Below are 20,587 nucleotides of genomic sequence, written 5' to 3'. Positions count from 1 at the left end.
ATCGCGTGAAGGTCTACGGCCGGGCACGGAGCGCCCGGCCGAAAGGGCGGTGGATCAGTCGTCCAGCCAGACATATTCGGCGAAGGCATAGCCCATCATGCCGCCGAGCGGGTTGGGCTTCAGGCCCTTCAGTTTCGACGACAGGACGTCGACGTTGGACATCCAGACCGGAATCACCGTTCCCGCCTCGTTCGAGACCATTACCTGCATCTCGTCATAGATCGATTTGCGCTTGGCCTCGTCGAGGGAGCCGCGCGCCTCGACCAGCATCTTGTCGAATTTCCCGGACTTGTACTGGCTCTCGTTCCAGGGCGCGTCCGAGGCGTAGAGCAGCGAGAACAGGATGTCCGGGGTCGGGCGCGGATTGATGTTGCCGAAGTGGATCGGCGCCTTCAGCCAGTAGTTCGACCAGTAGCCGTCGGAGGGGACGCGCTGCACGTCGAAGGGCATGCCGATCTCCTGGCCGGCCTGCTGGACCACGGTCGCCATATCGACGGCTGAGCTCGCCGCGTCCGAGGTGATGATCGGAATCGACTGGCCGAGGACACCGGCCTTCTTGAACAGGCTCTTGGCCTTCTCCGGGTCGTACTCCTTCGCCTGCAGCTCCTTGTTGTAATATTTGTCGTTGGGCGAAACCGGCTGGTCGTTGGCGATCACGGCGAGATCGCGCAGGACCGAGCGCTTGATGGTCTCGCGATTGATCAGATACTTCATGCCTTCGACGAAGCCGGCCTTGTCTCCGGGGTTCATGTCGAGGCGGACGTTGAGATCGGTATAGTTGCCCGAGGTCGTCTTCGATAGGTTGATCCCCTCGACGCCCTCCAGCCGCCGAATCGAACGCGGATTGACGGGGGCCGCCAGCGCGATGTCGCCGGAAAGCAGCGCGTTGACGCGGGCCGGCTCGTCGGAAATCGCGATGAACTCGAAACTGTCGAGATGGGGAAGCTGGTCCTTCCAGTAGTTCTCGTTCTTGACGCCCACCGAGCGGACCCCCGGCTCGAACACATCGCATTTGAAGGCGCCGGTGCCATTGGCCTTGGAAAAATCCGTGGTGCCGTCGGCGACGATCATGAAGTGGTGCAGCGACAGGATGATCGGCAGATCGGCGTTGGGGGCGGAGAGCTCGATCTCCATGACCCGGTCGTCGATCTTGCGGAAGGTCTCCATCTGCTTGGCCATGGCGGCGGCCTTCGAGCCGACGCTCTCGTCCTTGTGACGGTTCATCGAGTAGATGACGTCGTCGGTGGTCAGCGTCTTGCCGTCGTGGAAGGTCACATCCGGCCGCAACGTGACTTTCCAGGTCTTGGCGTCCTTGGTCTCGATATTCTCGGCCAGCTCCATCTGCAGCTCGCCGCCGTCGGCCAGAAAGGTCAGGCGGTTGTAGAAGGCGCAGCAGCGCACATAGTCGGTCGAAAGCGATGCCTTGGCCGGATCGAGCGTGTCGGCGGTGGAGGCAGACCAGCCCGCGGCGGTGATCGAGCCGCCGGATTTCGGGGTATCGGCGAACGCTTTCGTCGCCCGCCCGATGATCGTGCCGCCGGCCGCAAGGCCGATGCCGCTCGCCATCAGAAGCTGGAGAAGCTCGCGACGCGTGGCGCCGCGGCGAATGGCATTCTCGACCATCCGGTCATCGCGACCGGACCAGTTCGTCACATTGTCATTGCTCATCTGTCGACCCCTTTTCGTGTCAGGAAGCCCCAGCCTCGTTGGTGAGACTTGCGGCGGTTGCATCAAGCTTCGACTGCGTCGGCCAGTGCGGCGAGCGACGTGAAGTGGAAATCCGGCTCGGTAAAACTTTCGGGCGCGATGGTCCCGCCATAGCCGGCCCGGCCGTGGCGCCGCTCGATCCAGCAATTGGTCATGCCCAGCTGCCGCGAGATTCCGATGTCGTGATATTGGCTCTGGGCCACGTGCAGGATATCGGCCTTGGCGATGCCGTGTCCGGCCAGATCGGCAAAGACGTGTTCGAAGAACGCCGGATCGGGCTTTTCCGTCCCGGTGTCGTCGGTGGTGAAGACTTTCCAGAACGGATCGGCGAGCGCGGTGGAGAAGCGCTCGAATGCCCAGCGCCGCGCGTTGGTCATCGCAACGAGGCGAAAATGCCCGCCGAGCCGTTTCAGCGCTGAAACGCTGTCGGGAAAGGCGGGGGAGGCGGCGACCGCCTCGACCATCCGCGCACCGTATTCGTCACCCGTCGGCAGGCCGAAGCGAGCGGCGATGACCTGATAGCAGCGGGCGAGATCGTCGGGAAACTTTTCGGCAGCGGGGTCGCGGCGGCACTCCCCGTAGAGCGCCAGCGCCGCTTCGCCGTCGAGGTCGACGCCGCTTTCCTCCGCAATGGCCATCAGGCCGCCGGTCAACCCGGCCTCGAAGTCGATCAGCGTTCCGACGACGTCGAAGGTCAGAACCTTGAATTTGGCTGGCGTCACTTGCAAGGGCGAACCTCCGGTCAGAGTAGGGCTCGATGCCGACCTCGCGGATCGGCATTTTATTCTGCGCCGTGAACTCCCTCATGGTCGGGCGCTCTGCCGGCGGATGCCGCTTTCGAAGGGGCGTATGTTCCCTTCTTTCGAGCGTGTTGTTGCGTTGCACACAGGATGTGCAGCGGCCGTTCTGCACAAGACTTTCGCAGGTGCCGGCCTTTCGGAAACGTCAAAACCGGTGGTCCTGGCGGCATCTTGTTTCGAAAATCCGTTGCCTGCGGAAGATTCGGCGGAGCCTCAGTAGCCGCGTTCGCGATCGACAAACCCTGGATTGATGCGCCCGCCAGATGCGCCCGAAGGCTCGCTATGGCGGACAGGGCGCCCTCTTCGAAATCGGTCATCGTCGCCACATGCGGGGTCAAAACGACCGACGGATGGGACCAGAAGGGATGGCCGGCGGGCAGCGGTTCGGGCTCGGTCACGTCGAGAAAGGCGCCGCGCAAATGGCCGCTGTCGAGCGCTTCTAAAAGCGCCTCGTGATCGAGCTGCCGACCGCGGCCGGCATGGACGAGACAGGCGCCCTTGGGCAGGGCGGCAAACAGCCCGGCATCGAGGATGTTGCGGGTTTCGTCGGTCAGGGGCAGAAGGCAGACCAGAATATCCGTGCCGGCCAGAAAGGGCTGGAGCCCGTCCTTCCCGCAAAAGGTCTCGACACCGGCGATCTCGCGCGCCGAGCGGGACCAGCCCGCCAGACGAAAGCCGAAGGGGCGAAGCGCTTCCAAGGTTGCCAGGCCCAGTTGCCCGAGACCCATCACGCCGACCTGTCGGCGCCGGGCGAGCGCCACCGGGCCGCTCTCCCACAGACCACGCCGCTGCTGGTCGACGTAGCGCGGCAGATCCCGGTGCATGGCGAGGACGCCGAGGACCGTATAGTCGCGCATCATTTCGCCGATGCTCGGCGTGACGGTGCGCGCCACCAGAACATTCTGCGGAAGGTGGGCGAGGTCGAACTGATCGACACCGGCGCCGACCGACAGAACCATCTCGACATTGGGATATCGCTCGAAGACGCCGTCGGGCAGCGTCCAGCCGGCGATGTAGCGGATCGAGGCGGGGTCCTCGACCGCCGCTTCCCCCTCGACGAAGGGCACCTCCGCCAGCTCGCGCTCGAAGATCGGTCGCCAGATGGCGGCCCGCTCGGCGCTCGACAGGTAAAGCAGCGCCATGGCGCTCACGCGCCCTTCATCACGGCGCGAATATCGGGATCGTCGAGGGTCTCGTCGAGGACGCGGCCGGCCCGCGCCACCATCTCGTCGATCTCCTCGGTGGTGCAGCACAAAGGCGGCGCAAAGCCGATCGCCCCGTTGCCGAAAGCGCGAATGATGAGACCGTTGCGATAGGCGCGGTCGAAGATGCGCCTGGACGGCTCGCTGGCGGCCGGCAGGGGCGTCTTGGCGTCCTTGTCGGTGACGAGTTCGATCGCCGCCAGCATGCCCCGGCCGCGCACGTCGCCGACGAGGGGATGATCCGAAAGGCCATGGAGGCCGGCCATCAGCCGCTCGCCGGCCTTGCGGCCATTGTCCAGAAGTCCGCCCTCATAGAGCTTGAGGACGGCGAGCCCGACCGCCGCGCTGACCGGATGGCCCGAATAGGTGTAGCCGTGGCCGATCAGGGCCTCGCCCGCGCCGTCGGCGATGGTCTGATAGACATGGTCGGCCATGAGCACCGCGCCGAGCGGCGCATAGCCCGAGGTCAGCCCCTTGGCGACGGTGATGAAATCGGGGACGATGCCGTCTTCCTCTGAGGCGAAGAGCGGCCCGGTGCGGCCGAAACCGGTGATGACCTCGTCGGCGACGAAGAGAATACCGAGCTCCCGGCAGGTGTCGGCCATCGCCTTCATCCAGCCGGCAGGCGGCACCAATACGCCGCCCGAACCCTGGATCGGCTCGGCATAAAAGGCCGCGACGCGGTCGGGTCCGATCTCCTCGACCTTGGCCTTCAGCTCCGCCACCGAGGCATCGATGATGGTCGCAGGATCCGAGCCCACCGGGTTGCGGTAGACATAGTGGGACGAAATCTTGTGCTGCCAGTCGAGGGGAACGCCGAAGCCGGCATGAAAACCCGGCAGTGCCGTCAGCCCGGCGCCGACCGTCGAGGAGCCGTGAAAGCCCTGCGAGAGCGAGATGAACTGGTCCTTCTGCGGCGTGCCGCGGGCGTGATTGTAATAGCGGATGAAGCGGACCGTGCTGTCCACCGCGTCCGACCCGCCGAGGGTGAAGAAGACATGGTCGAGATCGCCGGGCGCGCGGTCGGCGATCTCGGCGGCGAGCCGGATCGCCGGCTCCGAGCCGAGATCGAAATAGCCCGTCGCATAGGGCAGCCGGCGCATCTGCTCGGCCGCCGCCTCGACGATGCTCTCATGGCCGTAGCCGGCATTCACGCACCAAAGCCCGGCGAAGCCGTCGAGAAGCTGGTGGCCCTCGCTGTCGGTGAGGGTCGCCCCCTTGGCCGAACGCATGACGCGCACGCCGACCTGCTCATGGCCGCGATAGGAACTCAAGGGATGGATCAGATGCCGGCGATCCAGTTCGACGAGGGAATTGGCAAGCATGTCGTGTCCTTCCAGAAGGTGTCAGCCGAGAGCCTGGGCCGCGAGCGCGAATGCGCGCAGCTTTGTCGATGGCGATGATTGCGGAGCTCGCGCTTCAGCCCCCAGGGCCATCGCGGTGCCGCCGCCGGCATGGGCGAGACCGTGATCTGCGAGAAAGGGCGCAAGGCCGCTCTCGGCCGGGGTATCGACGCGAAGGAAGCGGCCGGGATGGCGGTGAAGATGCGCCGCGATCAGCCGCCGGGCGGTCCCGGGTTCGGAGGCAGCCACCGGGCCGATGACGAAGCCGCGGCCGAAGGGGCGGCAGATGGCAAAGCCGGAAACGCGCCCCTCAGGGCCGCGGGTGACCACCGTCTCGCCGAGCGCCCGCAGCCGCTCAAACAGCGAAATGCGGTCGGCACCGGTCGCCGCCCGGTCGAGCTTCACGATCGCTTCAAAGTCGTCTGGCATGGCGTCCTCGACGCCCTCGGGCGCGGCGACCGCGCCGATCTCGCCCTGATGCTGGAGGATCTGCCCATTCTCGACGAAGCCGAGCTTGGCGTAGAGCGGCAGCCCGGCAGCCGTTGCGGTGAGCCGCAATTCGCGTTTGCCGGCCTCGGCCATCACCGTCTCCATCAGCCGGCGGCCGAGCCCGCGACCGCGCATCGCCGCATCGACGATGATCATGTTGATCATCGCAACGTCGTCGCCGAAGAGCGTGCAGAAGGCCGTGCCGACGATCCTGTCGCCCTCGCAGGCGACGAATGGCCGGGAAATTTCGGCGATGAGCGCCCAGTCTTCCGGCCTGTGGGGCCAGCCCTCATCGGCCGACAGCCTGACGGCCTCTGGCAGGTGGCCATCCTGGAAGGGAAGAATCTGCAGATCGGGCATTGTGGCGGGCAACCTCGTGTTTCGTCTCGATCAGTCGTAGCAAGGGCGTGGGAAAACATGCTTCCGGCCATCGACGCGGCGGCGGGATTTCCCGCCGTGTCGCCTGCCTTCCGCCGCAGCTAATGGCGACGCCCGGCGCCGGTACATGGCTCAGCGGGCCGCCGTGGCGGGCGCCGACGCCTGTCCGGCGCAAAGCTCCTGGCCGAGGCGCAGCACCATCTGCCGCGTGGCCTGCAGCTCGGCGATGGTGATGTATTCCTCGGGCTTGTGCGCCCGCGCAATGTCGCCGGGTCCGCAGACGATGGCCGGGATGCCGGCCTGTTGAAACAGGCCCGCCTCCGTGCCGTAGCTGACCGCCGCCAGCGGCGCGTTGCCGCAAAGCTTTGCCGTGAGCCGTGCCAGATCGTGGCTCTCGTCGAGGGCAAGGCCCGGATAGCTGGCGATGATCTCGGCCGAGAGCGCCTCCCCGTTCGCGACGACCGCCATGGCGGGTTCGAGAAGCGTCAGCGGATCGACGCCGGCGATCGCCCGCGCCTCGATCTCGGCGCATGCGTTGTCGGGAATGATGTTGAGCGCCGCGCCGCCGGCGATCTTGCCGATCTGCAGCGTCGAATAGGGCGGCAGGAAATGCTCGTCGGTCGGCCCGTCCCGGCGTTGCCGTTCGGCCTCGGCGGCAATCGCGCCCAGCGCCGGCAGGAGGGCGTGGATCGCGTTGTGCCCGAGATCGGGGCGGGAGCTGTGCCCCGATCGTCCGCGGGCGGTGATTCTGAGCGCCGCCTTGCCCTTGTGGCGAAGCACGGGCACCAGTCCCGACGGTTCGCCGACGATGCAGCCGAGCGGCGGGGCACAGAGCGTCGGGAGCTTTTCGATCAGGTGGGGAACGCCCCGGCAGCCGGCCTCTTCGTCATAGGACAGCGCGATGTGGACGGGGCGCGCGAGCGGCATCGCGGCAAGCTCGGGAACGGCGGACAGCACCGCCGCGACGAAGCCCTTCATGTCCACCGCGCCGCGCGCATAAAGCCGGTCTTCCTGCGCGCGCAGGCGAAACGGGTCTCCCTGCCAGCCGGGCTCGTTCGCCGGCACGACGTCGACATGGCCGGACAGGATGTAGCCGGGAACGTCTGCCGGTCCGATGGTGGCGAAGAGATTGAAGCGGTCGCCTTCGGGGCCGGCGACCACCGCCGAGGCGATGTTCTGCGAGGCAAGATAGTCCCGCACATAGTCGATGAGCGCCCCGTTGGGCCTTGCGACCACGGTGGGGAAGGCGACGAGGCTCGACAGCATGGCTTGCGGTGTCATCTGTGGTTCTCGCACGGATGGGCGTTTCGACGTCCCGGCGCACTGCCGGTTGCGTCAACAGTGCCGCGAAAGGAGCGGCAGGCCTTGCCGTGATGCCCGGCGCTTTCGAGAGATTCTGCTTTCTGTATGGGCGCGAAAGCGACAAACCACCCTTCGAAGGAACGCTACGATCTTTCCCGTCGCAGCCGGTCGTCCCGCCTTGCGAGGGTCGGCGTCCAACTCCCAAGGAAAGGTTACACAGCCGTGTTCCGCCCCAAATTCATTACCTTCGACTGCTACGGAACCCTCACCCATTTCCAGATGGCCGAGAAAGCACGGGAGATCTACGGCGCGCGCCTCAAGCCGGAGCTTCTGGAGCGGTTCATCAAGAATTTCGCGGCCTACCGGCTCGACGAGATCATGGGCGACTGGAAGCCTTACGACCAGGTTCTCGTGAACGCCGTCGAACGCGCCTGCAAGCGCAACGGGGTGGATTTTCATGAAAGCGAGGCGCGCCAGTTCTATGAGGCGGTGCCGAGCTGGGGCCCGCATCCCGACGTCCCCGCCGGCCTTTCGAAAGTCGCCGAGGAGTTTCCGCTCGTCGTCTTGTCCAACGCCATGGACGCGCAGATCATGTCGAATGTCGAGAAACTCGGCGCGCCCTTCGCCCACGTCTTCACGGCCCAGCAGGCCAATGCCTACAAGCCTCGCTTCCAGGCCTTCGAATACATGTTCGACCAGCTGGGTTGCGGGCCGCAGGACGTTCTCCACGTCTCCTCGTCCTTCCGCTACGATCTGATGTCGGCCCACGATCTCGGCATTGAGAACAAGGTCTGGGTCAATCGCGGCCACGAGCCGGCCAATCCCTATTACGGCTATACGGAGATTGAGGACATTTCCGGCCTTCCCGGCGTCGTGGGTCTCTGAGGCCATGGAATTCAAATCCTACTGGCACGCCACCGCGCCGCGCTTTTCGGGCGCGGCAGAGGGAGCGGTGGAAGGGGAGTTCGACGTCGCGGTTGTCGGCGGCGGCTTCACCGGCCTGTCGGCGGCCCGCACCCTTGCCAAGGAAGGCGCAAGGGTCGCGCTTCTGGAGGCGCGCCACGTGGGATACGGGGCGTCGGGGCGCAATGGCGGCCATCTCAACAGCGGCCTTGCCCATGGCTATCTCGAGGCCAAACAGCATCTGGGCGAGGAGCGGGCGAAAGCGCTCTATCACGCGCTCGACGATTCGGTGGACACGATCGAACAGATCGTCGCGGAGGAAGGCATCGCCTGCGACTTCCGCCGCTCGGGCAAGCTGAAGCTGGCTTCCAAGCCCAAGCATTTCGACGCGATCGCCAGGAACTTCGAGGTGGTCAACCGCGAGGTCGATCCCGACACCGCGCTTCTGACGGCCGAGGAGCTCGCTCCGGAGATCGGCTCCGATGCCTTTCACGGCGCGATGCTCTCGAAGAAGAGCGGCATGATGCATATGGGACGCTTCGTCGTCGGCATGGCCGAGGCGGCGACGCGCCACGGCGCGACGATCTTCGAGGACGCCCCCGTCGTCGCCCGCACCAAGAGCGGCGGTCGGTGGCGGCTGGAAACGCCGAGGGGACATCTGTCCGCCCGGAACGTCTTCGTCGCGACCGACGCCTATACCGAAGGTCCGTTCGAGCATTTCAGGCGACGGATCATCCCGGTCGGCAGCTAGATCGTCGCCACCCGGCCCTTGAGCGCCGAGGAGGTGGCCGCGACGATGCCGGGCAACCGCACCTATGTGACCTCGCTCAATATCGGCAACTATTTCCGCCTGTCGCCGGACAACCGGCTGATCTTCGGCGGCCGTGCGCGGTTTTCCGCCGCCTCGGACGCGAAGTCGGACGCGATCTCCGGCCGTATCCTGCAGGCGGGGCTGGCAGAGATCTTTCCGCAGCTTTCCCGGATCGAGATCGACTATTGCTGGGGCGGGCTGGTCGGCATGACCAAGGACCGTTTTCCCCGCGCCGGGGAGGCGGACGGGCTTTATTACGCCATGGGCTATTCCGGCCATGGCGCACAGCTTTCGACGCATATGGGCACGATCATGGGCGAGATCATTGCCGGAAAGCCCGACCGCAATCCTTTGAAGGGCCTCGCCTGGGACGCGGTGCGGGGCTATTCGGGCAAGCCCTGGTTCCTGCCGGCGGTCGGGCTCTACTACAAGATGCTCGACCGGATCCAATAGGATCGCTCACATGCAACTGCGGGAAAAGCCGGCGGAATGGTTCGCCGGCTTTTCTGTTTGTTTCTGCGGCTCGCGCCTCAGCCAAGACCGCCGATGTGGAAGGCCTTGGTCTCGAGATATTCCTCGATGCCGATCTCGGCGCCCTCGCGGCCGAGGCCGGACTGCTTGACGCCGCCGAAGGGGGCGACTTCGGTCGAGATCAGGCCGGTGTTGAGACCCACCATGCCGAATTCCAGCGCTTCGCCGACCCGCCAGCTGCGGGCGAGATCCTGGGTGAAGAAATAGGCGGCGAGGCCGAAGGGCGTGCCGTTGGCGATCGCGATCGCCTCATCCTCGGTCTCGAAGCGGAAAATCGGCGCGACCGGGCCGAAGGTCTCTTCGGCGGCGAGCTGCATCTCGGTGGTCGCCTCGGTGAGGACCACCGGCGCCACATATTGCGGCCCCTCGGGGAGGGCGGTCTCGCCCGTCGCGAGCTTAGCGCCCTTCGAGCGGGCGTCGTCGACATGGCGGTTGATCTTGTCGATCGCCGCGCGGTTGATCATCGGGCCGATGGCAACGCCGTCCTCGGTTCCCGGCCCCACCTTCATCGCCGCGACCCGCGCCGCGAGCTTTTCGACGAAGGCGTCGTGAATGCCGGACTGGACGAGGATGCGGTTGGCGCAGACGCAGGTCTGGCCGCCATTCCTGAATTTCGAGATGAGCGCTCCCTCGATCGCCTTGTCGAGATCGGCGTCGTCGAAGACGATGAAGGGTGCGTTGCCGCCAAGTTCCAGGCTGAGGCGCTTGATGGTCGGCGCGCACTGCTCCATCAAGAGCGCTCCGACCCGGGTCGAGCCGGTGAAGCTGACCTTGCGGACCACGGCATTGCCCGTCAGCTCGCCGCCGATCGCCGCCGGCATGCCGGTGACGACGTTGACGACGCCGGCGGGGATCCCGGCCTTTTCCGCCAGGGCCGCCATGGCGAGCGCCGAGAACGGCGTCAGTTCCGACGGCTTGACCACCACCGTGCAGCCGGCGGCGAGGGCCGGAGCGACCTTGCGGGTGATCATCGCGTTCGGGAAGTTCCACGGCGTGATGATGCCGCACACGCCGACCGGCTCCTTCAGGACGGCGATGCGGCGGTCGGCGGTCGGGGAGGGGATGATGCCGCCGCCGATCCGGCGGGCTTCCTCGGCGAACCATTTCACGAAGGAGGCGCCGTAGCCGATCTCGCCCCGCGCTTCGGACAAGGGTTTGCCCTGTTCGAGGGTGAGGATGAGGGCGAGCTCCTCGGCGTTTTCGATCATCAGATCGTACCAGGCCATCAGCAGCCCGGCGCGCTCGGCATTGGTGCGCCGGCGCCAGCCCTGGAACGCGGCTTCTGCCGCGGCGATCGCCCGGCCGGTTTCCGACGCGCCCATGGCAGGGACGGTGCCGAGCGTCTCGCCGGTCGCCGGATTGGTGACGTCGAGCGTTTCGCCGCCATCGGCGCCGATCCATTCCCCGCCGACGAGACCATTCTGATAAAGCAGCGTCATCGTTTCGATTGCGTCCATGTCGTCAGTCCCTTTCGATGGCATTCAAGACGGCGTCGGCAATGGCGCCGGTCGTGTCGGAGCCGGGCCGGACCCCGATCCCGCCGCGGGTGGCGGCCTCCATGGCGCGCATGACGCGCGCGCTGGCTTCACCCTCGCCGAGATGGTCCAGCATCATCGCCAGCGACCAGATCGTCGCGAGCGGATTGGCGATGCCCTTGTCCGCAATGTCCGGCGCCGAGCCGTGCACCGGCTCGAACATCGAGGGGCCGGAGCGGGTCGGGTCGATATTGGCGGAGGCGGCAAAGCCGAGGCCGCCCTGGATGGCCGCGCCGAGATCGGTGAGGATGTCGCCGAAAAGGTTCGAGGCAACCACCACGTCGAGGGATTGCGGCGCCATTACCATGCGCGCGGCCATGGCGTCGATGTGGTAGGACGTGACCTCGACGTCGGAATATTCCTCGGCGAGTTCCCGGGTGATCTCGTCCCAGAACACCATCGAGTGCTTCTGGGCGTTCGACTTGGTCACGGACGCGAGCCGGCCGCTGCGCAGCCGCGCCTGTTCGAAGCCGTAGCGAAGAATGCGTTCGACGCCGGTGCGGGTGAAGATCGCCGTCTCCACCGCCACCTCGTCGCGTCCGCCCTGATGGACGCGGCCGCCGGCGCCGGAATACTCGCCTTCGGTGTTTTCGCGAATGCACAGAATGTCGAAGCTTTCGGCCTTCAGCGGCCCCTCGACGCCCGGCAGGAGGCGGTGTGGGCGGACATTGGCATATTGCACGAAGGCCTTGCGGATCGGCAGCAACAGGCCGTGCAGCGACACCGAATCCGGCACGCTCGCCGGCCAGCCGACGGCACCGAGGAGAATTGCGTCGAAGCCGCGCAGGGTCTCAATCCCGTCCTCCGGCATCATCGCCCCGGTCTCGGCGTAGAACTCGCATGACCAGGGAAAGTAAGTCGGCTCGAGGGTAAAACCCTCCTTCGCGGCGACTGCCTCGCCGACCTTGAAGGCCGCCTCGACGACGTTGGGGCCGATGCCGTCGCCGGGGATCAGTGCGATGCGATGGGACCTCATGGCTTCATTTCCTTTTGTGTCAAAGATCGATCAGCACCGACTTCTGGCGCCGATTGGCCTCGTATGCCTCGCGGCCCAGATCCTTGCCGAGGCCGGAGCCCTTGTAGCCGCCGGTCGGCAGGATGTGGTCGGTGGAGCGTCCGTAGCGGTTGACCCAGACCGTTCCCGCCCGGATCGAGCGGGTGATCCGGATGGCACGCGAGAGATTGGCCGTATAGACCCCGGCGCACAGGCCGTAATCGGGATGGTCGGCCAGCGCCAGCGCCTCGGCCTCGTCAGTGAAGGCCTGAAGCGTCAGGACCGGGCCGAAGATCTCCTCTCGTACGGCCGGGGAATCCGGGCCAACCCCCGCAAGGATCGTCGGCGCGAAGAACGAGCCGGCACGATCCAGCCTCTCGCCGCCGATGATGAGCTCGGCTCCCGTCTGGCGCGCGCTCGAAAGGATCGTCTTGATGCGGGCGAGCTGGCGTTCCGAGATGATCGGCGAGTAGCTGCTCGTCTCGTCCCAGGTCGGGCCGGGCGCGATCTGGGCAAACCGCGCGACCAGCCGCTCGCGCAGCGCGTCGAGGATCGACGCCTCGGCGACGACCCGCGAGCCGGCCACGCAGACCTGTCCGGCATTCGACAGAATGCCCCGCGTGATGCAGTCGGCGGCGAGGTCGAGATCGGCGTCGGCGAAGACGATCTGCGGGCTCTTGCCGCCGAGTTCGAGGGTCATCGGCTTGATGCCCGTGCGCGCGATATTGCCCATGATCGCGGCTCCGGCCGCGGTGGAGCCGGTGAAGGAGATCTTGGCGATGCCGGGATGGCCGGTCAGCGCGTTGCCCGTCGTCGCGCCGTCGCCAAGGACGACGTTGACGAGCCCTTCGGGAAGGCCGGCACGAACCGAAAGCTCGGCCAGGGCCACCGCCGTGAAGGGCGTCATCTCTGACGGTTTGAGCACCACCGCATTGCCGGCGGCAAGTGCCGGGCCGAGCTTCCAGCCGGCCATGGAGATCGGGAAATTCCAGGGCGTGATGGCGCCGACGACGCCATAGGGCTCGCTCTCGATCAGGCCGAGCTTATCCTGCGCGGTGGGCGCGACCGTCCCACCCTCCTTGTCGGCGAATTCGGCAAAGAAGCGGATCTGCTCGGCGGTGATCGCCACGTCCCCGGAAATCGACTGGGCGATCGGCCTGGTCGAGACGACGCTTTCCAGCCGCCCCAGCCGCTCCGCCTCGGTTTCGATGAGATCGGCAAAGCGGTGCAGCGCCTTGACCCGCTCGCGCGGACGCAGGCCCGCCCAGCCGCTGGTTTTGAGAGCCGTCTTTGCAGCTTCGACCGCCTGATCGACGATCCCGGCGTCGGCGATCGGACAGCCAGCCTGGGCGACGCCGTCGGACGGGCGCAGAACCGGCATTTGCGTTTCCGCCGGGACGAGGCGTCCGCCGATATGGTGACCTTCGGGAAGTTCGATGGCCGCGGGATCGAAGCTGAGTGACATCAGGCGGGCCTTTCACGAGCCGGAACACAGGGTTGGTTCCGTCTTATCCCCGGCCCTTCGACAAGAGATCGCGTAGGCGGCCGGTTCTTGGCATAATCACCCGCGACCGGCGGGCGCGATGATCGATTATGGCGTGGAACCGCGCCGTCGGACCATGCGCACGGGATCGAGCTGGTTCTGATAGGGATGCAGGTCGTGAAGCGGCGACATCTCGTCCGGGGCGGCCGGGGCGGCCGGGGCGAGGTTCTTCATGCGCCGGTCGGCCGAAGGCGAGGCGCCGAAACTCGCCTTGTACAGCCGGCGAAAATGCGAATAGGAGGAAAAGCCGCAGCGCTCTGCCACCACGGTGAGATCGAGCCGCGTTGCGTTGAATGCCCGCCCCCAAGGGCAACAAAACCGCCGGAAGCGAACTCACGGCTGGATAAAACTTGAGGGCAAGGTCAGATCCCGATCGCTTTCGACTCTCTGCTGACGGTCGATCTCGACGGTCCTGCGTGAAGTAGGCTGATCAAGCCGCTGAGCGAAGCTGGCCCTGAGCGAGCATTGTCAGGATCGCGGCCTGGATGAAGCTGGCAAAAAGCTTCAGCCAGATGAGGATGCGGCGGAAGCTGTAGCCTACGGCGACGAGGACGGCGTTGGCGGCGTCGCCGGTGGCATGGGCGAGGTGACTGCGGCCCATCCGGTGGTCGGCCTTGAGATGTCCGATGCCGGGTCTGCCCGCTGTCCCGCCGCTCCTTCGCACGCATCCCGGCGCTCTCGATTCATGGACCCGAAAGCCACGGAAGCACGCCCGACGCCGCAACGCAATTTGCAAGTTGCTCGGCCCCCATGCCGCTTCTGAAAGCCGACCTTTATCCGCTAGCTGCTGATCAACAGGACCAGATAACTCGTCACCACGACGAGCATCGCTCGGAAGGCAAGCGCGACAAGCCGGTATTTTGCCCGGCAGATCACCGCCAGAGTGCTCGTATTCTGCAGATAGTCGTCATAGAGAAAGTCGAGATCCTCGCGCTTGCGCGCCGCCTCCAGGGCCTCGCCCGCCTGCGGCCACGCACCCCAGTAAAGGATGCTCGTACCGGGCCTTGATCGCGGCAGGACAACGCAGATCGCGGACACGAGAGCGACCGCGACGGCTGCCATCAGCACGAAGCTGGCGACAAGACTGACGAGGCCCGCCGACATCAAGTGCTCCAGCGAGAACGATCGGCGCGTTTCCGCCGACCAGACGACCAGCGCCAGAATGAAGGTGAAGATGTAGGCTGCCTTCTGGTCGGCCGTTCGGATCTGCTCGGCGAAAATGCGATTGGCTTCGACGAGGTGGGAAAGATGCCGCTCGGACATCGCGGGAGCTCCGGTCAGTGTGATTCGATCGCACTAGCACTAATCCGGATGCCAAGTCTTCGCGAAAAGCGTCTGTGTCTAGACCGACACATTCCCCACGCGATGATTTGACGAAGCGTCTCAAGCTCAAACCCTCAGATTGACAGGAGAAGTGACGTGACCTCTTCGTGTCTCGTCATGATGTTCGAAGTTTCCCTAGATGAAGTTGACGCTTTGCCGTTTCGCTTTACTCGCCATCTCAGGTCTCTCTGCAACGCCCGCTTCGGCCGAACCGGTGCCGCGCGTTGCGCCGGCTGCGGGGACGGTGATCGCCACCAAGCTCGGTGAAGAGATCGAGTTCGTCGACGCGCCGAGCTGGCGTGGCGTCGAGGTTTTGCAGGACGTGAAGACCGGTGACCTCCTGCGGACCAACGCGACCGGTCAGCTCGCCGTCTTGTTTTCCGATCAGACCCAAGTCCGCGTCGGACGCAACTCGACACTTCTCGTCAAGGACCGGGTGGCTGGCGGCGATACCCGTCTCGTCCTCGAACGTGGCCAGATCTTCGGCCGCGCGGCGCGCGGCGGAACCGGCGTGTATGTCGAGACGACCGCAGCGACGGCGGCGATCCGCGGCACCGACTGGAGCATGCGGACCGAAGGCGACCGCACGACACTCATGGTGCTCGACGGCGAAGTGGAATTCTTCAATCCGCAGGGCTCGGTGACGCTGAGGCAAGGGGAGGCGGCCGCGGCGACCCTCGGCCAGGCACCCGCCAGGATCGTCATCGTCGCCGATGACTTTCACGAACAGATGCTGGTGAACCTGTCGCTGCGGGGAGCCTTCGAATCCTTTCCCGCGGCCTCGCTGCCCAATCGCTTGCTCCTCGCCGAACGCGATCGGCTCGCGGCCTTGCCGCCATCGCGGCGAAGCGCGGAGGATCGCGTGCTGGCGGCCGAGATCGCCGCGGATCGGGACGGCAGACAGAAAGCCGAAACTGCGATCGCCGCTGCACGTGGCGTTGAACTGACGGCCGCGCAGAGCGCCCGGCTCGATCTCCTTGCAGCGAACATTGCAGGAGCGCGCCAGGATTATGCTCAGGCCGCCGATCTTTACGCGCGAGCCTTGCCGCATCTTGAAGGCGAGAGGCGGACGACGGCGACCTATCTAATGTACTTCGCCCGCTCGCTGGCCGACCCCACGAAACCCCCGCCCCCACCCCGGCCCGATCCGAAAGACCGCGTGTCGGTGGTCGGCGAAGCGGTTATCGCCGCCATGCTTCGCACGCCGAAAGACGCCCTGAAGATCCTGCAGGATGCGGAGCCGCGCTTCAGCAAGGATCCTGAATATGTCGCTGCGGTTGCCAAGCTGGCGATGCTGGCGGGCGATTTCGAAACGGCGCGGAAGGCGACCGAGCAAGGGTATGCGCTCGATCCCAGCGATCCCGAAGTCCTCTCCGCCCGGGCCTATTACCGTGCCAACGCCGTCTACGACCTCAAGGGCGCAATCGCCGACATCAAAAAGGGACTGGCCGTCGCGCCGGGCAACACCAGCCTCCTCAACGATTACGCTCTCGCACTTGCGGACCGGGGCGCGGAAAAGGAAGCCGAAGCGGCGCTCCTGCGCGCCATCGAGATCGAGCCCGAGGACCCGATCAACCGCAGCAACCTGGCGATGCTCTATCTGTCGCAGGGTCGCCTCGTGGAGGCACGGCCTCTGATCGATACGATCTTTGAGGTCGATCCCGCCTTCTCGCTTGCCAATATGGTGCGCGGCAGCCAGCAGATGCTGGAAGGCAATCCAGAGGCGGCGCTGAACAGTTTCCTCAAGGCGACCACGGCGAATCCCGCTTATTCCGACGGTCTCCTGGTTCTTGGGGAGGCCTACGCAGCGTCCGGGGATATCGAGCACGCCCGACAAGCCTTCGAGGACGCCAATCGTCTCGACAAGAACAGCGTGCTGGCAGCGCAGTATCTGGCCTCACTCGCCATCGACCAGTATCAGGCCGACCAGGCGATCGACTATGCCAGGGAATCGGTGAAGCGGATCCGGGCGAGGGGCGGCGACTACGAGTCCATCCACGCCACGCGCGAGTCCGGCTCGGTCCTGTCGTCGGCTTACGGGTTTCTCTCGTTGGATGCCTGGGGCTCCTACTGGAGCGAGATCGTCTTCGATCCGTTCGATTCGGCGGGCTATTTCGACCGCGCCCTGACCGGGACCGCCGCGCCCTTCTATCTGGAGCGTGGCGATGAACTCGCGACACCGAACCCGACTGCGGACGCGAGAGGTTTTTCGCTGCTGACCAAAGGCATTCTGAGCGATGCGATGAGCCTTGCCGGCTCCGATCTTCGGCCGTCCTTCGTCACCGCGCCGTTTTCCGAAGCGTCTCTGACGGGCGGGTTCCTCGGGGAGGGTGACGACGGAGGGGGTGTCTTCGGCGCGGGCTTCCAGTCGCTCGGCTATGATCCCTTGCCCTATTCGATGTTCATCCAGGCCAACGTGAACAGGGTCGCGCCGGACTACGCCTCCCAGGCGGACGAAAACTATCAGATCGTGGCGGGGTTCGGCGTTCAGCTGACGGCCTACGATCGAATGGCCGGCTTCCTGTCGGCGAACTGGGACCGGGGCGAGGTTGCGTTGGCCAATGTTCCCGCCACGTTCTCGGACACGCGCACCGATGACACGTTCGTCGGCGTTTTGGGGTTCAGCCATACTTTCGGCTATGAGAACATTCTCGATGTCGCCGTGTTCGGCTCGCGGAACGACGGCGCCCAGAACGTGACGCCGCTCGATCTCCTCGTTCTGGGGGTGCCCGGTCTTTATTCCGCCGATGCCCGGCAGGATCTTCTCAAGGCGAGCGCCACACATCGCATCGGGTTCGAGCCGTTCATACTGGAATATGGCGGCGAGTACGGCGGCGCGCATTCGCAAGCGAACGCCGAGCTTTATCTGACGTCCCCCGTGCCCTCCATCCAGACCGCCTCCGAGAGCCGCAGCAGCTTTGGTCGCGCCTGGATTGACCTGACCTTCGAAGCCACGGAGAATCTGCGCTTCGAGGCCGGTCTCTTCGGCTCGGCGATCGAGGAGGATGGCGTTCGGGACGAAGCGCTCGCGCCGCGCCTCGGCGTTGCTTACATGCCGCTCGACGGCCAGTGGCTGCGCGCCGCTTTCCTGCGCGAAAGGCCGAACGAGGACAGCTACACGCTCGGCCCCATCGGCGTCGTTGGGCTGCGCTCGAACGCGATCCCCGACAACGTCGACCATGTGGATTCCACCATCCTGCGGCTGGACAGCGAATGGAGCCGACATCTTTTCACTTCGCTGGAATACCAGCACCAGGACTACACCGATCTCAGTTTCTCGATCCCCGGCTATGTGGACGGCATCGCGGTCGAAGAGGCAAAGCTTGATCGCGTCGCCTTCACCGTCAATACCTGGCTCGGAAATGGCCTCGGCGCGTCCGCGACCCTTGCAAGAAGCTGGTCCGAAGGGACAGTTGCGGACGAAACCGGCGACATTCCCTTCCTTCCGAACTGGAGCGGAACCGCGGCCCTCACCTATGTCCATCCGAGCCGGGTCAAGTTCACCGCTCGCGAGACCTATCTCGGGGAGCGGACCTCGCAGATCGCCGAACGGGAGCTCGACGAGGCCTTCGTGACCGATCTCTTCGGAAGCTGGAAGAGCGAGGATCGGCACTTCGAGGCCAATCTCGGTGTCTACAACGTCTTCGACCAGAAAATCGAGGTGGCGCCTTTCGTGCCCACGGCCCAACGCACGGTCCGGGCGACGTTGCAGGCGCGGTTCTGATGGACCGCCGCCGTGCTGCAGGGACCGCCGTGTCGGCTCTGGCGGCGACGCTTCTGTGCCTTGCGCTTGCCACGTGGCAACCGTTCAGAATGGCCGAAATGCGGGTGTTCGATGTCTTGGCGACCCTCGCGCCGCCTTCGATGAGCGAGCTCGCCAAGAAGGATGAGAGCATCGTCATCGTGGCGATCGACGAGCCGGCCTTTGCGGAGATCGGATTGCAGTGGCCCTGGCCCCGGGATCTGCATGCGCAGTTGATCCGCGCATTGAGGGGCGCCGGCGTCAAGGCGATCGCCCTCGACCTCATTTTTGCCGAGCCCTCAACGGCAGACGCCGATCAGGCGCTCGCCGAGGCTTTGGGACCGGATGTCGTGCTGGCGGCCGATGAGAGCCTGATCGAAACGCCACATATGAGCCAGATGATCCGGACCGAGCCGCTTCCCGAGTTTGTGGCGGCCGGAGCCCGGGTGGGGCTCGCCTCGGTGGCGCTCGACCCCGACAACGTGCTGCGCGGGATGCCGACGGCTGCCGATGGATTTTCGGCTGAAGCCGTCAAGGGCGCGGAGAAACGTCTGGTCCTGGCGCCTCGGCCGGTCGAGACGGGCGGTCGCCGCCTCATTCGCCCCATGGGACCGGCGCGGACCTATCCGACCATCTCATACTATCAGGCGCTCGCTCCACAGGACTTCCTGCCGCCGGGTTTTCTAAAGGACAAAATCGTTCTGGTCGGCCGCAGTCTGCAGATGGCGATCCCTGCCGAAACCGGGGGGGCCGACAGTTTCGCCACCGCCTTCACCTCCGCCACCGGCATGCTGGTTCCAGGCGTCGAGGTCCAGGCGACGATCGCGGACAATCTTCGCTATGGCCTTTCGATCGTGGAGGCCGGATTGCCGGTCACGGGTCTCATGATCGCTGGTGCAGCGCTGCTTGCCGCGCTGATCGCCTGGCGACCGGCAGATCTTGGGACCGTCGTTCTCGGGCTTGGACTCGTCGCGCTCATCGTCGTCCTCAGCGCGGCGACGTTCTTTTTTCTCAAGACGTTCGTTTCGCCGCTGGCGCCGTCGCTTGCCGTCGCGGCGGTCATTGCCCCCCTTGCGGCCCGTGACATCGCCCGAGAACGCGCGATGCGGCGAGACGTGACCCGGGCCTTCGGGCACTATCTGGCCCCGGCACTGGTCGAGCGCCTGGCGCGCGATCCTTCGGCGCTCAAGCTCGGCGGCGAACGGCGCGAGCTGACGATCCTGTTCAGCGACATCCGCAATTTCACGACGCTGGCGGAATCGATGAAGGACGATCCCGAGCGGCTGACGCAGCTGATCAACCGCTTGCTCACACCGCTTTCGCAGGCCGTGCTCGACCGGGGCGGGACGATCGACAAGTTCATCGGCGACTGCATCATGGCGTTCTGGAACGCGCCGCTTGACGATCCCGATCACGCCAACCGCGCCGTCGAAGCAGGCCTCGCCATGCTCCGCGCCGTCTCGTCGCTGAACGCGGAGCTTCGACAGGAATTCGGCGACGACGCCCCGAAGCTCGCCGTCGGCGTCGGCATCAATACGGGGATCTGCGTCGTCGGAAACATGGGCTCGGCGACGCGCTTCGACTATTCCGTGCTCGGCGATGCCGTGAACTACGCCTCGCGGCTCGAAGGCGCATCCAAGGAATGCGGCGTTCCTCTGCTGATCGGGGCCTCTACTGCCGCGAAGATTGCCGGCAGGCTTGCCCCGCTTCTCGTCGCGCGGGTCTCGGTGAAGGGCCGCAGCGGCGTCGCACCGGTCTACACGGTGGTTTCGACGGATCCCATCACGGACCAAAAGCGTCAGGCTTTCGACGCGGCGGTCGAAGAGATCCTGGCCGGTGGCGCCCCGGCGAAGGCCGCGTTTGAGGACGAGCCGGAACTCGCCGGGCTGCTTTCGGTCATCGCCGGGCGGGAGGAGCGCAAGCGTGGGCTTCTGCGACCCTTCGCGCCCGACGGGATCGAGGCCTGATCCGCGATCCAGACCGA

The 20,587-nt window shown here is 65.6% G+C and carries 13 protein-coding genes and 3 pseudogenes; 4 read left to right on the top strand and 12 right to left on the bottom strand.

Features of this window, described 5'->3' with window-relative positions; all coding sequences use genetic code 11:
• Positions 1–54: 54 nt before the first annotated feature.
• The 6 genes and pseudogenes from J6595_RS12265 to argE form a co-directional block, all read right to left on the bottom strand.
• Complete coding sequence (locus tag J6595_RS12265; protein ID WP_209594850.1) at positions 55–1,668, bottom strand: ABC transporter substrate-binding protein; 1,614 nt, start codon at positions 1,666–1,668, stop codon at positions 55–57.
• Between the two features lie 62 nt (positions 1,669–1,730).
• Positions 1,731–2,435: an HAD-IA family hydrolase gene (locus J6595_RS12260; RefSeq protein WP_209594849.1), complete on the bottom strand. Its 705-nt coding sequence runs from the start codon at positions 2,433–2,435 to the stop codon at positions 1,731–1,733.
• Between the two features lie 285 nt (positions 2,436–2,720).
• Positions 2,721–3,649, bottom strand: a pseudogene (locus J6595_RS12255) (2-hydroxyacid dehydrogenase).
• 5 nt (positions 3,650–3,654) lie between these two features.
• Positions 3,655–5,034 carry an aspartate aminotransferase family protein gene (locus J6595_RS12250; protein ID WP_209594848.1) on the bottom strand — a complete coding sequence of 460 codons (1,380 nt, stop codon included), beginning with the start codon at positions 5,032–5,034 and terminating at the stop codon, positions 3,655–3,657.
• A 21-nt stretch (positions 5,035–5,055) separates the two neighbouring features.
• A complete protein-coding gene (locus J6595_RS12245) occupies positions 5,056–5,901 on the bottom strand; it encodes a GNAT family N-acetyltransferase (RefSeq protein ID WP_209594847.1) in 846 nt (281 codons plus the stop codon).
• Positions 5,902–6,051: 150 nt separating this feature from the next.
• Positions 6,052–7,200: an acetylornithine deacetylase gene (gene argE, locus J6595_RS12240; RefSeq protein WP_209594846.1), complete on the bottom strand. Its 1,149-nt coding sequence runs from the start codon at positions 7,198–7,200 to the stop codon at positions 6,052–6,054.
• Positions 7,201–7,443: 243 nt separating this feature from the next.
• On the opposite strand from argE, the gene J6595_RS12235 reads away from it, so the two are divergent.
• Together J6595_RS12235 and J6595_RS22535 are read left to right on the top strand one after the other, a co-directional pair.
• On the top strand, positions 7,444–8,106 hold the full coding sequence (locus tag J6595_RS12235; RefSeq protein WP_342453173.1) for a haloacid dehalogenase type II: 663 nt from the start codon (positions 7,444–7,446) through the stop codon (positions 8,104–8,106).
• Between the two features lie 4 nt (positions 8,107–8,110).
• Positions 8,111–9,388, top strand: a pseudogene (locus J6595_RS22535) (NAD(P)/FAD-dependent oxidoreductase).
• 77 nt (positions 9,389–9,465) lie between these two features.
• Here the strand turns inward: J6595_RS22535 and J6595_RS12220 are convergent.
• The 6 genes and pseudogenes from J6595_RS12220 to J6595_RS12195 all read right to left on the bottom strand — a co-directional run bounded on the left by J6595_RS12220 (position 9,466) and on the right by J6595_RS12195 (position 14,801).
• On the bottom strand, positions 9,466–10,923 hold the full coding sequence (locus tag J6595_RS12220; RefSeq protein WP_209594842.1) for an NAD-dependent succinate-semialdehyde dehydrogenase: 1,458 nt from the start codon (positions 10,921–10,923) through the stop codon (positions 9,466–9,468).
• 4 nt (positions 10,924–10,927) lie between these two features.
• The gene (locus J6595_RS12215; protein WP_209594841.1) at positions 10,928–11,977 is read right to left on the bottom strand and encodes a tartrate dehydrogenase; all 1,050 of its coding nucleotides are present in this window, start codon (positions 11,975–11,977) and stop codon (positions 10,928–10,930) included.
• Between the two features lie 19 nt (positions 11,978–11,996).
• Positions 11,997–13,460 carry an aldehyde dehydrogenase family protein gene (locus tag J6595_RS12210; RefSeq protein ID WP_209594840.1) on the bottom strand — a complete coding sequence of 488 codons (1,464 nt, stop codon included), beginning with the start codon at positions 13,458–13,460 and terminating at the stop codon, positions 11,997–11,999.
• A gap of 126 nt (positions 13,461–13,586) precedes the next feature.
• Positions 13,587–13,811 (bottom strand): annotated as a pseudogene (locus tag J6595_RS12205) (AraC family transcriptional regulator); the annotation flags it as partial.
• 157 nt (positions 13,812–13,968) lie between these two features.
• Entirely contained in the window at positions 13,969–14,139 is a 171-nt protein-coding gene (locus J6595_RS12200; RefSeq protein ID WP_209594838.1) for a hypothetical protein, read from the bottom strand.
• A 179-nt stretch (positions 14,140–14,318) separates the two neighbouring features.
• Positions 14,319–14,801, bottom strand: coding sequence for a Pycsar system effector family protein (locus J6595_RS12195; RefSeq protein ID WP_209594837.1), 483 nt, complete (start codon positions 14,799–14,801; stop codon positions 14,319–14,321).
• A 199-nt stretch (positions 14,802–15,000) separates the two neighbouring features.
• On the opposite strand from J6595_RS12195, the gene J6595_RS12190 reads away from it, so the two are divergent.
• Positions 15,001–18,585 (top strand): FecR domain-containing protein, encoded by a 3,585-nt coding sequence (locus J6595_RS12190; protein WP_209594836.1) that lies wholly within the window; start codon positions 15,001–15,003, stop codon positions 18,583–18,585.
• The gene (locus J6595_RS12185; RefSeq protein WP_209594835.1) at positions 18,585–20,570 is read left to right on the top strand and encodes a CHASE2 domain-containing protein; all 1,986 of its coding nucleotides are present in this window, start codon (positions 18,585–18,587) and stop codon (positions 20,568–20,570) included. Before J6595_RS12190 ends, J6595_RS12185 begins: the two co-directional genes overlap by 1 nt.
• Positions 20,571–20,587: the final 17 nt, after the last annotated feature.

This window comes from Jiella mangrovi (assembly GCF_017815135.1).
Lineage (GTDB): Bacteria > Pseudomonadota > Alphaproteobacteria > Rhizobiales > Rhizobiaceae > Jiella > Jiella mangrovi.
This window is presented reverse-complemented; position numbering and strand designations above follow the sequence as displayed.

Excerpts from the sequence above, each read along its gene's own strand:
- J6595_RS12265 (WP_209594850.1), bottom strand. The coding sequence starts at position 1,668 with ATGAGCAATGACAATGTGACGAACTGGTCCGGTCGCGATGACCGGATG.
- J6595_RS12250 (WP_209594848.1), bottom strand. The coding sequence starts at position 5,034 with ATGCTTGCCAATTCCCTCGTCGAACTGGATCGCCGGCATCTGATCCAT.
- J6595_RS12245 (WP_209594847.1), bottom strand. The coding sequence starts at position 5,901 with ATGCCCGATCTGCAGATTCTTCCCTTCCAGGATGGCCACCTGCCAGAG.
- argE (WP_209594846.1), bottom strand. The coding sequence starts at position 7,200 with ATGACACCGCAAGCCATGCTGTCGAGCCTCGTCGCCTTCCCCACCGTG.
- J6595_RS12220 (WP_209594842.1), bottom strand. The coding sequence starts at position 10,923 with ATGGACGCAATCGAAACGATGACGCTGCTTTATCAGAATGGTCTCGTC.
- J6595_RS12215 (WP_209594841.1), bottom strand. The coding sequence starts at position 11,977 with ATGAGGTCCCATCGCATCGCACTGATCCCCGGCGACGGCATCGGCCCC.
- J6595_RS12210 (WP_209594840.1), bottom strand. The coding sequence starts at position 13,460 with ATGTCACTCAGCTTCGATCCCGCGGCCATCGAACTTCCCGAAGGTCAC.
- J6595_RS12200 (WP_209594838.1), bottom strand. The coding sequence starts at position 14,139 with ATGGGCCGCAGTCACCTCGCCCATGCCACCGGCGACGCCGCCAACGCC.
- J6595_RS12195 (WP_209594837.1), bottom strand. The coding sequence starts at position 14,801 with ATGTCCGAGCGGCATCTTTCCCACCTCGTCGAAGCCAATCGCATTTTC.
- J6595_RS12190 (WP_209594836.1), top strand. The coding sequence starts at position 15,001 with ATGAAGTTGACGCTTTGCCGTTTCGCTTTACTCGCCATCTCAGGTCTC.
- J6595_RS12185 (WP_209594835.1), top strand. The coding sequence starts at position 18,585 with ATGGACCGCCGCCGTGCTGCAGGGACCGCCGTGTCGGCTCTGGCGGCG.